The organism is Micromonospora chalcea (assembly GCF_002926165.1).
Classification (GTDB): Bacteria; Actinomycetota; Actinomycetes; order Mycobacteriales; family Micromonosporaceae; genus Micromonospora; species Micromonospora chalcea.
Genome location: NZ_MAGP01000014.1, coordinates 1 through 13,634, shown reverse-complemented (window position 1 = coordinate 13,634; position 13,634 = coordinate 1). Strand labels below are relative to the sequence as shown.

Below are 13,634 nucleotides of genomic sequence, written 5' to 3'. Positions count from 1 at the left end.
GGGCAGCCGTTCCCGGGCCAGCAGCAGTTCGCGGGCGGGCTGACCCGGGGCGGGCGGGAACGCCGGGCCGGACTGACCGTGCCCCGCCCCCGGATACATGCCCGGCTGCTGCTGCCCGCCCGGGTACTGCGGCCCGCCCGCGAACTGCTGCTGGCCCGGGAACGGCTGCCCACCGGCGAACTGCTGCGCGCCCGCCTGCTCGCGCGCCTCCTTGCGTGCCTTCACCGCGCGCACGATCAGCAGGATCGGCAGGACGAAGACGTAGAAGAAGATCCGGTAGCTGTCGCCGTCGAAGAGGAACAGCAGGTAGAAGCCGTACCCGAAGAAGGCCAGGCCGATGACCACGTTGAGGATCCGGGAGCCCTTGCCCTGTTCCTTGACGGCCACGCCTACCGCGACCATCGCGATGCCGCCGAGCAGCAGCAACAGCGTGTAGATGAGGAAGAACATGATATTCCTGTCGATAGATGAGCGTGCCGGCCCACCCTAGGTCAGTCCGATCTTCCCCACTGCCCCGTTGCCTGTGGCAACCACCTCACTTGAGCTGCCCCGCGGTCAGTCCGGACTGGACCTGACGCTGGAACGCCACGTACACCACGAGCACCGGCAGCACCGCGATGGTCAGGCCGGCGAACAACTGGGCGTAGTCACCGGCGTAGCCCTGGCTGACCGCGAGCGAACTCAGGCCCTGGGCCAGCATCCGGTCCTGCCCGTCGCCGGGGATGAGCACCTGGGGCAGCAGGAACTGGTTCCAGTGGCTCAGGAAGTTGAAGATCCCGACACTGATCAGTCCCGGTCGCGCCATCGGCAGCATCACCCGGAAGAACAGCCGGAAGTGCCCGCACCCGTCGATCAGCGCGGCCTCCGCCACCGAGGTCGGCAGCGTCCGGAAGAACGCGGTCAGGAAGAACACCGTGAACGGCAGCGAGTAGGCGGTGTAGACCAGGATCAGGCCGGGCCAGGTGCCGAGCAGGCCGACGCTGCGGACCACGAAGAACAGCGGCACCAGGGCCAGGAACACCGGGAACATCATGCCGCCGACGAACAGGTAGTAGACCACCTGCCGGCCGCGGAACTCGTAGCGCGCGAAGACGTACGCGGCGGTGGCGCCGAGCAGCATGGTCAGACTCAGCGAGCCGGACACCACCACCAGGCTGTTGAAGAAGAACCGGCCGATGTGCGCGGTGCTCCAGGCCCGCGCCCAGTTGTCGAAGCGCAGCGCCTCGGGCAGCCCCCACGGCTCGGCGATGATCTCGCCGTTGCTCTTCAGCGAGCTGAGCACCATCCAGGCCAGCGGCAGCACCGTCATGGCCGCCCAGAGCATGAGGAAGCCGTGCGAGAAGACGTTCGCCACGCCCAGCTCACGCCGGGGCGGACGGTCGGCCGGGGTCGCCGCGCGGGTCGCCTCGGCGGCCGGGGCGCCGGTGTCCACGGTGGTCACGAGTACTCGATCCGATCACGCCGGGCGGTGCGCAGCGCCAGCACCGCCACCGAGAGGGTCAGGAAGAACATCGCCACACCGATCGCCGAGGCGTACCCGAACTTGTTCTCGCTGCCGAACGACGTGTCGTACATCCGCAGCCCGATCACGTCGGAGGAGAAGTTCGGCCCGCCGTTGGTCATGAGCTGGACCAGGATGAAGCCGTCCAGCGCCGCGATGGCCAGGTAGATCCACGCGACCTGGATGGTGTCCCAGAGCAGCGGAATGGTGATCTTCCGCAGCATCGTGGTGCGGGACGCGCCGTCGAGCAGCACCGCCTCGTAGATGTCACGCGGGATGGCCTGCATGGCGGCGCCGAAGAGCACCACGTAGAAGCCGACGTTGCTCCACACCATCACCGCCAGCACGCACCAGAACGCGAAGCGCGGGTCGCCGAGCCAGGCCGGGGTGGCCAGCCCGACGGCGCGCAGGGCGCCGTTGAGCAGGCCACTCGTCGGACTGTAGATCTCCTTCCAGAGCAGCGCGATGATCACCACGGAGAGCACCTGCGGGAAGAAGTAGACGAGCCGGTAGACCGAGGTGCCCCGCACCCCGGTCACCCCGGCCCGGCCCCGGCGGCCGCCCATGGTGAGCATGCTGGCGAAGAACAGGCCCAGCCCGATCGTCACCACCGGCACCACGGCGAGCAGGATCGCGTTGTTCTTCAGGGCGTTCCACACGTACCCGTCGTTCAGCAGCGTGCGGAAGTTCGCCATGCCGACCGGGTCGGCCTGCGCGGAGTAGCCCATCCAGTCGGTGGTGGAGATCTGAAAAGCCTGGAGGTACGGCGAGAGCACGAAGATGCCGTACAGCGCCAGCGGGGGCAGCAGGAACGTGAGGATCAGGGGGAGGCGACCCTGTCGCATCACGCGGACCGCTTGTACTTCTTGACCGAGCTGTCTCCGGCGATCGAGTCGGCGCCCTTCTGGCACTGGTCGAGGAACTCGGCCGGGCCGATCCGGCCGCTGAAGAACTCGCCGCAGGCCGCGTCGACGAGGTTGCGCTCCAGCTTGCGGTAGTAGTTGTTGTAGACCCAGTTGAAGCCGTTGGACCCGGACGCGTCGAGCGCCTTGACCACGGTGCTGAGCCCGTACGGCAGGTCGACGCCCTCGGTGGCGCCGGCGACCACGGGCAGGCTGGCGACCTTCTTGGTGAAGTCCTGCGCGCCCTTGCGGGACAGCATGGTCCGGAAGTACTCCAGGCCACCGGCTACGTTCTTCGCCTTCGCCGGCACCATGAACGGCTCGCCCGCGGTGCCGCGGATCGCCTCGTACGGCAGCTTGTCGCCGCTGCCCAGGCTCGGCGTGGGCGCGACCGTCATGTTGAAGCCGGGCGGGGTGACGTCCTTCTGCTCGCTCTCCAGCCAGGAGCCGCAGGAGATGAACGCGGCCTTGCCCTGGCACCAGGCGGTCTGCGACTGCTTGTGGTCCAGGCCCGGGGAACCGGCGAGGATGAACTTGTCCTTGACGATCTGGTGCCAGGCGTCGGCGGCGGTCTTCATCGCGTCCGACTTCCAGGCGTTCGGCTCCAGGTTGTCGATCGCCAGCGCCACGGACGGGCCGCCGAGCTTGATCGCGGTGGAGATCAGCGGCCAGCTCATGTAGCGGGGGTGCACACCGGCGTACGTCCAGGGGGCGATGCCGGCGGCCTTGATCCGGCGGCAGAGCGCGATGTGGTCGTCCCAGGTCTTGGCGTCCTCCCAGCCACGGTCGGCGAACAGCTTGGTGGAGTGCCAGATGCCGTACACCGTGTAGGTGTAGTTGAGGACCAGGAACCGGCCGTCGTAGGAGCCGACCTCCACGGTGCCGGGCAGCAGCGTGTCCTTGACCGTCTTGCCGGGCGTGTCGAGGCTGGGGGCGGCGAGCAGCTCGCCCAGGTCGGCGAGCGCGTTCTGGGAGACCAGGCCGTTGAAGTCGATCTGGCCGGCGCCGGAGTTGTTCACCACGTCGGGCGGGCTGCCGTCGACGAAGCGGGGCTGGAGCGTCTTGCTGATCTCCGCGGTGGCCGAGTGCTTGATCTCCGCCTTCGGGTACCGCTCCTTGTACATGGCCTCGTGGGCCTTGGCGTAGTCCTCCCCGAAGCCGCCGTTGAAGATCACCACCTCCAGCGGGGCGTCCTCGGCCACGCCGAGCGGGTTCTGCTCGCTCTTCGTGCCCTTGTACGCGCCGCCGTCGCCCTCGTCGCCGCCACCGGAGGTGGCGCAGCCGGCGAGCAGGCCGGCGGCAGGGGTGGCCAGCAGGCCGGCGGCGGCGCTGCGCCGAAGGATCTCACGCCTGTTCATCGCATCTCCTCGGTTCGGGTACGCCCGGTGAACGATCTGTCGCTTGTCTTCACATAAGGCATTTCCACTGAAGAATTTCTACGACAGTGCGACGGGGACCACAACCCCTCTCGACCGATCCGTTATCCGTACCGGTCGCCGCGCGCTGGCCTAGCCTGACTTCATGCGCCGCCTACGGCAGCTCGCGCAACGCACGCCGCCGGGGCGGGAGCGCTACATCGACCTGCTCCGGGCGCTGGCCATCACCATGGTCGTGCTCGGCCACTGGGGCGTCACGGTGATCGGGTACGACAACGGCCGCCCCGCCGGCCACTCCGCGCTGGCGGACCTGCGCTGGGCCTGGCCGCTGACCTGGGTGGCCCAGGTGATGCCGGTGTTCTTCCTGGTCGGCGGCTACGCCAACGCCGCCTCGCTCACCTCACGCCGCCGCCGGGGCGGCTCGGCGACGGGCTGGCTGGTCGACCGCAGCGCCCGGCTGATCCGCCCCACCACCGTGTTGCTGCTGGTCCTGGCGGCGGGAGCGGGAGTCGCCACGCTGCGCGGCGCCGACGCGGCGCAGGTGCGCGAGGTGATCTGGTTCGCCACCATCCCGCTGTGGTTCCTGGTCGCCTACGTCGCGGTGGTGGCGCTGACCCCGCCGATGTACGCGCTGCACCGCCGGTTCGGGCTCGCCGTGCCGGTGGTGCTCGTGGCCCTGGTCGCGCTCGGCGACCTCGGCCGGCTCCTCGGCCCGGCCGTGCTCGCCGACGGCAACTACCTGCTGGGCTGGCTGGCCGTGCACCAGGTCGGGTTCGCCTGGTACGACGCCGCCCGGCCGGACAACCGCGCCGGACACGCCGCGCCGCGTGGCCTGTTCCGCCGCCGGCTGCCGCTGTCCGGCCGGGCCGGCGCGGTCCTGCTCGGCGGCGGCCTGGTCGCGCTGGTGCTGCTCACGGTGGCCGGACCGTACCCGGTGGCGATGCTCCACGTCCCCGGCGAGCGGCTGGACAACGCGGCGCCGCCGAGCCTGGCGCTGATGGCCGCCGCGGCCGCCCAGCTCGGCCTGATCCTGCTGCTGCGGCGCCCGGCCGGGCGCTGGCTGCGCCGGTCCGGCCCCTGGCAGGCGGTGCTCGCGGTCAACGCCGTGGTGCTCACCCTGTTCCTCTGGCACCTGACCGCCGCGGTGCTGCTGGTCGGCCTGCTGGACGCGCTCGGCGTGCTGCCCACTCCCCCGGTCGGCTCGGCGGCCTGGTGGGCGTGGCGCGTACCGTGGCTGCTCGCGCTGGCCGCGGTGCTGGCCGTGCTGGTCGCCGTCTTCGGCCCGGTCGAGGCCCGGACCCGCCGCCCGGCCGCGACCGGCCCGGCCGGCGTCGGGAGGCGGCGGCTGCGCGCCGGGCTGGCCCTCGCCGGGTACGCGGGCGTGCTCGTCGGCCTGCTGCTGAACAGCCTCACGCCCAAAGAGGGACCGGAGCCGCTGGGCCTGCCCGCCCCGGCGCTGGTGGCGTACCTGGCCGGGGCGGGTCTGCTGCGGCTGCTCAGGTCCGGACGGGACCGGCCGGGCTGATGGTCACGCCTCGATCGAGGCGCGGATCGCGTCGACCAGGATCGCCAGGCCCTCCCGGGCCTCGTCCTCGGTGAGCGTCAGCGGCGGGCCCATCCGGATCACGTTGCCGTACAGGCCGCCCTTGCCCACCAGCAGGCCGCCGGCCCGGCACGCCTCGAACACGCGGGTGGTCAGCGCCGCGTCCGGCTCGACCGTGCCCGGGTGGACGAACTCGACGGCGAGCATCAGGCCCTTGCCGCGTACCTCGGCGACCCGGTCCAGCCCGGCGGTGGCCGCGCGCAGGCCGTCGCCGAGGATCGCGCCGACCCGGGCGGCGTTGCCCTGCAGGTCGTGGTCGAGCAGGTAGTCGAGCACCGCGTTGCCGGCCGCGGTGGAGACCGGGTTGCCGCCGAACGTGGAGAAGCTGATCGCCGGCACCGACTCCAGCACCTCGGCCCGGCCGACCACCCCGGCGAGCGCGAAGCCGTTGCCGATGCCCTTGGCGAAGGTGAGCAGGTCCGGCGTCACGCCGTGCGCCTGGTAGCCCCAGAAGTGCTCGCCGGTACGGCCCCACCCGGTCTGCACCTCGTCGCTGATCAGCAGGATGCCGTGCTCGTCGAGCACCTTCTTCCAGGCGGCGAAGAGCCCGTCCGGGCCGTGCACGAAGCCGCCGACACCCTGGACCGGCTCGGCGATCAGGCAGGCCACGTCGCCGGCGGTCTGGGTGGCGAGCACCTCGCGCAGGTCCTCGACCGCCGCGTCGACCCGGTCGGCGGCGTCGAGCCGGGCCAGCAGCCCGCGCAGCCGCTCCCCCGAGTGCAGCCAGGCCACCTGCAAGGGGTTCAGCGCGCTGGCCGACCAGCCGCGGTTGCCGGTGACGCCCATCGTCGCGTACGACCGGCCGTGGTAGCTGTTGCGCACCGCGAGGATCTGGTGCGAGCGCCGGTGGTTCGTGGCGACCAGCAGCGCGGCCTCGTTCGCCTCGGTGCCGGAGTTGGTGAAGAACACGCGGGCGTCCGGGATGCCGGAGAGCCGGGCGATCTTCTCGGCCAGCTCGACCTGCCGGCGGATCAGGTAGAGCGTGGAGGTGTGCACGAGCCCGGTCCGCAGCTGCCGCTCGACCGCCTCCCGGATCTCCGGGATGTCGTGGCCGACCATCGTGGTCAGCACGCCGCCGAAGAAGTCCAGATAGGTCCGGCCGGCCGCGTCGGTGACCCGGCGGCCGGACCCGGCGACGAGTTCCAGCGGTTCGGCGTAGTAGAGCGGCATCCAGGACGGGAGCACGGCGCGGTGCCGGGCCAGCAGGTCGTCGGAGGTCATCGGCGCACCCTTCAGCGGAGGTGGATCCCCGCACGTTCCCACCACGACCGGGGCCGGGACAACTGGCACTTCGCGGGCCGGCCCGGCGGTAGCATCCGGCGGGTGCGGACGGATCAGGTGACGTTGCCGGGCGGTGCGGCGGGGACGACGCGGGCGGACCTCCTGGCCGGGATCCGGTCCTGGGTGGAGTCCGCCCCGGTGCGGGATCTGGTGGCGCACTTCGGCGGCGACTGGCCCGACGGCGACCTGACGGCGGTGCTGGCCGGCCTGGACGTGTTCTCCGCCCGCCGCTGGGACTTCCGGCAGGGACGGGAACGCCCGGACGCCCGGGAGCCGGCGTTCGACCCGGCCACCGCCGGGCTGGTGCTGCGCGCAGCCGCCACGCTGGGCCTGGTCCGCGCGGTCGCGCCGGCCCGATCCGGGTACGCGCACCTGCTGGTGCTCGGCGGGCTGGCGCACGCCTGCCTGCGGCGCACCGCGTACGCGGCGATGCTGGCCCGGACGGCGGCCGGGGTGACCGGCGAGGTGGCGGTGCTGGGCAGTTTCCGGCCGCTCTCGGCGGCCGAGTGCCGCACGCTCGACGCGGCCGGGGTGTCCGGCTGCGCCACCGAGGTCGACGTCCTCGACGCCGGGGTGCGGCTGGCGTTCGGGGTGGCCGAGCCGGACGACGAGCGCGGCGAGCCCGCCGGTCATCCGCACCGGTCCTGGTCCTCGCGCACCTACCGGGCGGCCGGGCTGCCCCCGGTACGGGTGCTCGCCGCGCCGTCGAGCGAGCCGGACCGGCGTCGCGCGCACACCGCCGACACGCAGCGGTTCTGGGCCGAGCACGTGCGGCTGCGCGCGGGCGACGAGGTGCTGATGGTGACCGCACCGATCTACGTGCCGTTCCAGCACTGCGACGCGCTGCGGACGCTCGCCGTGCCGTACGGGTGCGGCATCGAGACGGTCGGCGTGGACCCGGCCGCCCGGGCCGCTGTCGACGTGCCGGAGCCGACCCTGACGCCGGGCCGCTACCTGCAGGAGATCCGGTCGGCGCTGCGGTCGATGCGCGCGCTGCACGCCACGTTGACGGCCGGCTGAGCCGGCGTGCGGGCCGGCGCCCGGCGTACCGCCGCGCACCGGCCCGGGAGCGGGTGTCAGTTGACGTAGACCGCCGGGCTGCCGGTCTTGCTGGTGTCCTTCACCGGCGAGTACGAGGCGGTGAAGTACGCGGTGCCGAAGCACAGCGACGGGCCGGAGAACTTGGTCAGGGTCTGGTTGGTGAAGGTGATCGAGTTGGTGCCGTTGGACGCCGTACCGGTCAGCGTGTTCGTGCTGGTGCGGTAGACGCAGGTGATCGCGCCGAGCAGCGAGTTGAGCACGACGGTGCTCTGGATCGGCGCGGCCGCCGTGCCGGCGATGGTGACCACGCCGGCGCTGGTCACCGACGTGGTGTAGGGCAGGTTGTTCACGGTGATGCTCTGCACGCCGGTGGTGCCGAAGACGTTCGTGGTGCAGCTGGAGAACGACTGCGCGGTCAGGCTCTCGGTCGCGGTGCCGGGGGCGGTCGGGTTGGTCAGCACCTTGGCGCTGAAGCTGGACGCGGCGCACTTGATGCCGGTGGTGCCGCTGGACGAGGAGTAGAACGTGGCGTTCGTGCCGCTGCGCAGGCTGGCTTGGATGACGTCGCCCACCGACACGGCGGTGCCGGCGACGGTCGGGTAGGTCAGCACGTTGCTGGCCAGCGAGGTGGTGGGTGCGGCGGTGGCGGGGGCGGCGCCGACCAGAGAGGTCAGCAGCGCCAGGGCGGCGAGACCCGCGCCGATGCGTCCGTACCTGGGCATGGTTGTTCCTTCCGGCGGTGGGACAGGAAACGGTTCCGGCGGCGTCCGGGGTGGACGGAGCCGGTGGGTGCGGCGGCCGGGCCGCCGATGGTGGTGGTGCGCCGTTGCGGCCTCAGCGGGCCGGGCGGCGTGGCGCAGTGCGGCGACGCCGCGTCACCTCGGTCTTTCCGGCCTTGGGGGGACGGGTGCGCGCGGCGATAATGGCAGCCATCCGGCCCTCCTTCGACACGTACGGGGTGACCGACGAGGAGAGATCACCAGCGGTGACGGGGCATGAACTGAGCGTGTCGAAAGTTATAAACCCCGGAGGGTCGTAAAGTCAACGCATCGAGAGAGGTCGACAGGTGACCGTCCCGAGCCCGCCGTCACCGGCACCCGCACCCCTGCCGGGCGCCCGCCACGGCCGCGACCCGGACCGCGCCATCAAGCGCGGCCCGCGCCGGGTGCCGGCCGAGGAGGTGGCGGCGACCCAGCGCGACCGCCTCTTCGACGGGCTGGTCCGGGAGGTCGCCGCCCGGGGGTACGACAACGCCCGGGTCAGCGACATCTGCCACGCGGCCGGAGTCACCCGGCCCGCGTTCTACGCGCTGTTCAACGGCAAGCAGGACGCGTTCCTGGCCGCGTACCGGCACGGCATCGCTGTGGTGTCGCACCTGATGGAGGACGCCTACCGCGACGCCGGCCCGGCCTGGCCGGACGCGGCACGCGCGGCGCTGCGCACGCTGCTCGACGTGCTGGCGAGCGTGCCCGCGTTCGCCCGGATGGCACTCGTCGAGGTGGACGCCGCAGGCCCGGACGCGCGCCGGGAACGCGACGCGCTGCTGCGCAGCTTCCGCCGGTTCTTCGCCGGCACCGGTCCGGAGCCGGCGGAGGTCGATCGCGACGCGCTGGTGTCCACTGTGGTCGGCGGCATCCACGCCACCATCCGTGAGCGGGTGGCGCAGGGGCGGGCCGACGAGCTGCCGGCGCTGCTGCCGGTGCTCACGTACGCGGCCACCGCGCCGTTCCTCGGTCCCGAGGGCGCCCGGCGCGCCGCCCGGGCCGCGCGACCGGACGACGGACCGGCCGCCACGGCGCCGTGCGCGCCGCCCGCTCATCCCTGACCGATCAGAAACCGCAGCGGTTTTTCACTTTGGCCGCTTTTGGCAAATGCCGTCCAATGATCTGCTACAGGCAGTTGACCGGCCCTTTACTCAGCGGTAACTTCGGCCTGCGCCCACCCGGCGCGGACGCCCCGCGAATCCAATTCACATCGTCGCGGATGAATTGATCTCGAAAGGGAGCCAGCATGTCGGAGCAGATCGATCAACCGAGAAGCGGCGTACGCTGGCGCCGGTTCGCCGTCACGCTCGGCACCGTGACGGTCGGCGCGGCCGGCATGGTGATGCTCACCGCGCAGGGTGTCCTCGGCGCGCAGTTCGCCATCTCGGGCATGCCGTTCACCGTCACCGCCGACAAACTGGAGGGGACCGGGTTCGAGCAGTTCGCCACGCTCGACCAGATGATCCCGGACAGCCCCAACCAGGGCGACACCGGCGGGCAGGTGCTCGTGATCGTCTCGGCCATCGACAAGGCCGAGCTGACCAATCTCTGCCAGAGCATCAACCTCGGCGGAACCAACCTGCGGATCACCGCCGGCAATTCCGGCAAGCCGGTGACCGCCCGCACGCTCGTGGTCGACGGCGACGAGATCGCCGGCAACGCCTCCTTCAAGAACATCGACGTCGGGCAGGACGCCAGCACCGTCGACAAGGTCCCCGGGGTCAAGGGCAACCCGGGCGTGTTCGCCCAGCAGGCCGACACGGTGACCATCACCAACCTGCGGCAGAACAACTACGCCACCACCGCCGCGATCTTCACGCTGCCCAACCTGCGCATGGGCTTCAGCTCCGACGGGTGCTGACATGAGCCCGGGACAGCACACGGCCGCCGGCGTCCGCGCACGCTGGCGGCGCTGGCGGCGCGCGCGACCGTTCACCGCCGGGCTGCTCATCGCGCTCGGCGGCGCGGAGATGCTGGTGACGCTGTTCGCGCCGCTCGGCGTCCTGCTGCACGTCGGGCCGCAGGGCCTGGCCGCGTACCTGGTCCCGGCGATCCTGGTGATCTGCGGCGTGCTGCTGATCACCACCCCGCAGCAACGGGTCTTCTACGCGGTGGTCTCCCTGGTGCTCGGGCTGGTCTCCTGGCTCACCTCTAACCTGGGCGGGTTCCTGGTCGGCATGCTGCTGGCGCTGGTGGGCGGGGCGCTCGCGTTCGCCTGGACCCCGGTCAAGCAGCGGCCGGCCCGCGCCGAGGCGACACCCGCCGCCGGCACGGCGGTCGCCGGCCCCGCGCCCGGGCCGCGTGAACCGGTGGACAGCTCGGCGCCCACCGAGTCGCTCGACGCGCTCCTGTCGGCCGAGCCGGGGCCGTCGCGGGACGCCCGGGCGGAACGCGGCTGACTCAGCGGGCGGTGTCCGCCACCGCCTGCGCGAACACCTCGGAGCGGTGCTCGAAGTTGCGGAACCGGCCGTAGCTCGGCGCGGCCGGGGACAGCAGCACCACCCCGCCGGCCGGGGTGAGCTTGCGGGACAGCCCGACGGCGGCAACCAGGTCGTCGGCCAGCTCGGTACGCACCGACGGCAGCCCGGACAGCGCCTCCACGATGCGGGGGCCGCTGTCCGGCACGCCGATCACGGTGATCTCCCGGTCGGCCAGGTGCGCGCGCAACGGGCTGTAGTCCAGCCCCCGGTCGGCGCCGCCGACGATCACCGTCAACGGCCGCCCCTCGTACGCGTCGATCGCGTGCATGGCCGCGTACGGGCTGGTGGCGAGCGTGTCGTCGACGAACGTCAGCCCGGACGGGTCGGCGATCTCGGTGAGCCGGTGCGCCAGGCCCTGGAACTCGGCGACCGCGACGGCGAGGCTGTCCTTGCGCGCCACCACGTCGACGCCGAGCGCGTCCAGCACGGCGAGCGCGACGCAGAGGTTGCCCTCGTTGTGCCGCCCGACCAGCGGCAGCACCGCGCGCGGGAACAGCGGCGTGTCCCGCAGGTGGAACCACTGCGTGCCGTCCGGGCCGGAGGCCACGTGCGTGGTGTCCGGTGAGCCGGCCCGGATCGCGGCCCGGTCGCCCAGCTCCGCGGCCAGGCGCGGGTCGGCGCCGTTGACCACCACGGCGTGCGGGCCGTGCGCGATCAGGTTCAGCTTGTCCCGGTAGTACTCCCGCTCGCCGCCGTGGGCGTCCAGGTGCTCGGGGAACAGCGCGGTCACCACCGCCACCCGGGGCGAGTCGGTCAGGTCGGCGCACTGGTAGCTGGACAGCTCCAGCACGTACAGCTCCGCCTCCGGCAGGTCCAGCAGCGGCACCCCGATGTTGCCGCCGAACACGTTCGGCCGGTCCATCGCGGTGAGCAGGTGGCTGATCAGGCTGGACGTGGTGCTCTTGCCCTTGCTGCCGGTCACCCCGACGGTCCGGTCCGCGTGGTCGGCCATCCACAGCGCGCTGCCCTGCGTGACGGGCACGGACCGGCGGCGCAGCTCCACCATCCACGGGTGCGTGTTCGGCACGCCCGGCGAGCGGACCACCACGTCCGCGGCGGCCAGCCGGTCGAAGCCCGCCTCGCCGGTGACCAGCGGCGCCGCGTCGGCCAGCGGGCCCTCCCAGGGCAGCGTGAGGAAGTTGGCGCTGTCGTCGACGACGACCAGGCCGGCCGGCCCGTGCGCGGCGATCGCGGTCACCGCGGCCCGGCCCTCGCGGCCGGCGCCCCAGACGGCGACATGACGTCCGCGCAGATCAGACAGGCGCACGGGCTCTCCTCGGACTCGGTCGGTGCACGGCGGTGGGGGTCGGCCCAGCCGGACACGGGCGGACGAACCAGGGCCTAGTATGGCGTGTGCCCAACGAGCAGCTGCGGCGGATGGACGCCTTCACCTTCCCGTCCTACTCGATCGACTTCGCCACCGGCGAGGTCCTGTTCGACTACGCCCTGACCGGTCCCGACGGCGAGCGGCGATTCACCGAGGTGATCACGCTCCCGCTGCCGGCCGAGCCGGTCCCCGACGCCACAGCGGCAACCCTGGCGCGGGTCCTGGAGCTGCTGCACGTGGTCGCCGGCGTCAGCTACTACAAGGCCGCCGCGCCACCCCGGCTGGTGCTGCCCGCGCCGCTGGGCGCCGCCGCCGTCGAGCTGGTCACCGCCGTCTACACCAAGGGCCTCGCCGAGTACGCGTACCGCAACGAGCTGCCGCACGTGCTGGAGCTGCGCCCCGAGGTGCCGTCCGGCGTCGTGGACCCGGCGGCCCCGCTGGACAACTCCGACCGGCGGCCGCTGTCGGCGGTGGGCGGCGGCAAGGACTCCATCGTCACGCTGGAGGCGCTGCGCCGCGCCGGCCTCGACCCGGTGCCCTTCTCGGTCAACCCGAACCACGTGATCGTGGCGGTGAACGAGGCGTCGGACCTGGTGCCGCTGGCCGCCCGGCGGCGGCTGGACCCGGTGCTGTTCGAGCTGAACGCGGCCGGCGCGCGCAACGGGCACATCCCGGTCACCGCGATCAACTCGCTGATCGCCGTGGCCACCACCGTCCTGCACGGGCTCGGCCCGGTGGTGATGTCGAACGAGCGCTCGGCGTCCGACCCGAACCTGATCTGGAACGGCCACGAGATCAACCACCAGTGGTCCAAGGGCGTCGAGGCGGAAGGGCTGCTGCGCGCGGCGCTGGCCGAGCACGCCGGGCTCACCGAGCCGTACTTCTCGCTGCTGCGTTCCCTGTCCGAGCTGCACATCGCCCGGCTGTTCGCCGAGATCGACAGGTACGACGCGGTGGTGACCAGCTGCAACGCCGCGTTCAAGCTGCGCGACGCGAGCGAGCGCTGGTGCCGCGACTGCCCGAAGTGCCGCTTCGTGTTCCTCGCCATGGCCCCGTTCATGCCCCGGGAGCGGCTGACCGGCATCTTCGGCGGCGACCTGCTGGCCGACGAGTCCCAGGTGCCCGGCTACCGGGAGCTGCTCGGCGTCGACGGGCACAAGCCGTTCGAGTGCGTCGGCGAGGTGGAGGAGTCGGTGGTCGCGCTGAGCCTGCTCGCCCAGCAGGACCAGTGGCGCGACGCCCCGGTGGTACGCGCCCTGGTCGCGGCCCTGCCCGACACCGCCTGGCAGGCGGCCGCCACTTCCGACGTGTTCACCCCCGCCGGCCCGAACTTCGTCCCACCCCCCTACGCCAAAACCC

General features: G+C 72.3%; 12 protein-coding genes and 1 pseudogene. 6 read left to right on the top strand and 7 right to left on the bottom strand.

Going from position 1 to position 13,634, the window contains the following annotated elements:
* The 4 genes and pseudogenes from BAW75_RS03065 to ngcE all read right to left on the bottom strand — a co-directional run.
* A pseudogene (locus BAW75_RS03065) lies at window positions 1-450 on the bottom strand (hypothetical protein); the annotation flags it as partial.
* Between the two features lie 85 nt (window positions 451-535).
* Window positions 536-1,441 (bottom strand): carbohydrate ABC transporter permease, encoded by a 906-nt coding sequence (locus BAW75_RS03060; protein ID WP_069087727.1) that lies wholly within the window; start codon window positions 1,439-1,441, stop codon window positions 536-538.
* Window positions 1,438-2,346 carry a carbohydrate ABC transporter permease gene (locus tag BAW75_RS03055; RefSeq protein ID WP_030500326.1) on the bottom strand — a complete coding sequence of 303 codons (909 nt, stop codon included), beginning with the start codon at window positions 2,344-2,346 and terminating at the stop codon, window positions 1,438-1,440. The genes BAW75_RS03060 and BAW75_RS03055 overlap by 4 nt, the downstream gene beginning before the upstream one ends.
* On the bottom strand, window positions 2,346-3,761 hold the full coding sequence (ngcE, locus tag BAW75_RS03050) for an N-acetylglucosamine/diacetylchitobiose ABC transporter substrate-binding protein (RefSeq protein WP_043329751.1): 1,416 nt from the start codon (window positions 3,759-3,761) through the stop codon (window positions 2,346-2,348). The genes BAW75_RS03055 and ngcE overlap by 1 nt, the downstream gene beginning before the upstream one ends.
* Before the next feature lie 163 nt (window positions 3,762-3,924).
* Here ngcE and BAW75_RS03045 point away from each other — a divergent pair, with 163 nt between their 5' ends.
* The gene (locus BAW75_RS03045) at window positions 3,925-5,304 is read left to right on the top strand and encodes an acyltransferase family protein (protein WP_104112551.1); all 1,380 of its coding nucleotides are present in this window, start codon (window positions 3,925-3,927) and stop codon (window positions 5,302-5,304) included.
* 3 nt (window positions 5,305-5,307) lie between these two features.
* Here the strand turns inward: BAW75_RS03045 and BAW75_RS03040 are convergent, their stop codons facing one another.
* Window positions 5,308-6,603, bottom strand: a complete 1,296-nt coding sequence (locus tag BAW75_RS03040; protein ID WP_043329748.1) for an aspartate aminotransferase family protein — start codon at window positions 6,601-6,603, stop codon at window positions 5,308-5,310.
* Between the two features lie 117 nt (window positions 6,604-6,720).
* On the opposite strand from BAW75_RS03040, the gene BAW75_RS03035 reads away from it, so the two are divergent.
* Window positions 6,721-7,683: a hypothetical protein gene (locus BAW75_RS03035; protein ID WP_104112550.1), complete on the top strand. Its 963-nt coding sequence runs from the start codon at window positions 6,721-6,723 to the stop codon at window positions 7,681-7,683.
* A 56-nt stretch (window positions 7,684-7,739) separates the two neighbouring features.
* On the opposite strand, the gene BAW75_RS03030 is transcribed toward BAW75_RS03035, so the two are convergent.
* On the bottom strand, window positions 7,740-8,426 hold the full coding sequence (locus BAW75_RS03030; protein WP_104112549.1) for a Tat pathway signal sequence domain protein: 687 nt from the start codon (window positions 8,424-8,426) through the stop codon (window positions 7,740-7,742).
* Window positions 8,427-8,770: 344 nt separating this feature from the next.
* Between BAW75_RS03030 and BAW75_RS33185 the strand changes: the two genes are divergently transcribed.
* The 3 genes from BAW75_RS33185 (at window position 8,771) to BAW75_RS03015 (ending at window position 10,867) form a co-directional block, all read left to right on the top strand.
* The gene (locus BAW75_RS33185; RefSeq protein ID WP_030500320.1) at window positions 8,771-9,529 is read left to right on the top strand and encodes a TetR/AcrR family transcriptional regulator; all 759 of its coding nucleotides are present in this window, start codon (window positions 8,771-8,773) and stop codon (window positions 9,527-9,529) included.
* A gap of 185 nt (window positions 9,530-9,714) precedes the next feature.
* A complete protein-coding gene (locus BAW75_RS03020; protein WP_030500319.1) occupies window positions 9,715-10,329 on the top strand; it encodes a DUF6230 family protein in 615 nt (204 codons plus the stop codon).
* A gap of 1 nt (window position 10,330) precedes the next feature.
* Window positions 10,331-10,867 carry a DUF6114 domain-containing protein gene (locus tag BAW75_RS03015; protein ID WP_104112548.1) on the top strand — a complete coding sequence of 179 codons (537 nt, stop codon included), beginning with the start codon at window positions 10,331-10,333 and terminating at the stop codon, window positions 10,865-10,867.
* A 1-nt stretch (window position 10,868) separates the two neighbouring features.
* Here BAW75_RS03015 and murD read toward each other — a convergent pair whose 3' ends face one another.
* Window positions 10,869-12,215: a UDP-N-acetylmuramoyl-L-alanine--D-glutamate ligase gene (gene murD, locus BAW75_RS03010; RefSeq protein WP_104112547.1), complete on the bottom strand. Its 1,347-nt coding sequence runs from the start codon at window positions 12,213-12,215 to the stop codon at window positions 10,869-10,871.
* Window positions 12,216-12,301: 86 nt separating this feature from the next.
* Here murD and BAW75_RS03005 point away from each other — a divergent pair.
* On the top strand, window positions 12,302-13,634 hold a 1,333-nt coding region (locus BAW75_RS03005), incomplete at its 3' end, for a MurL-like N-terminal domain-containing (protein WP_104112546.1).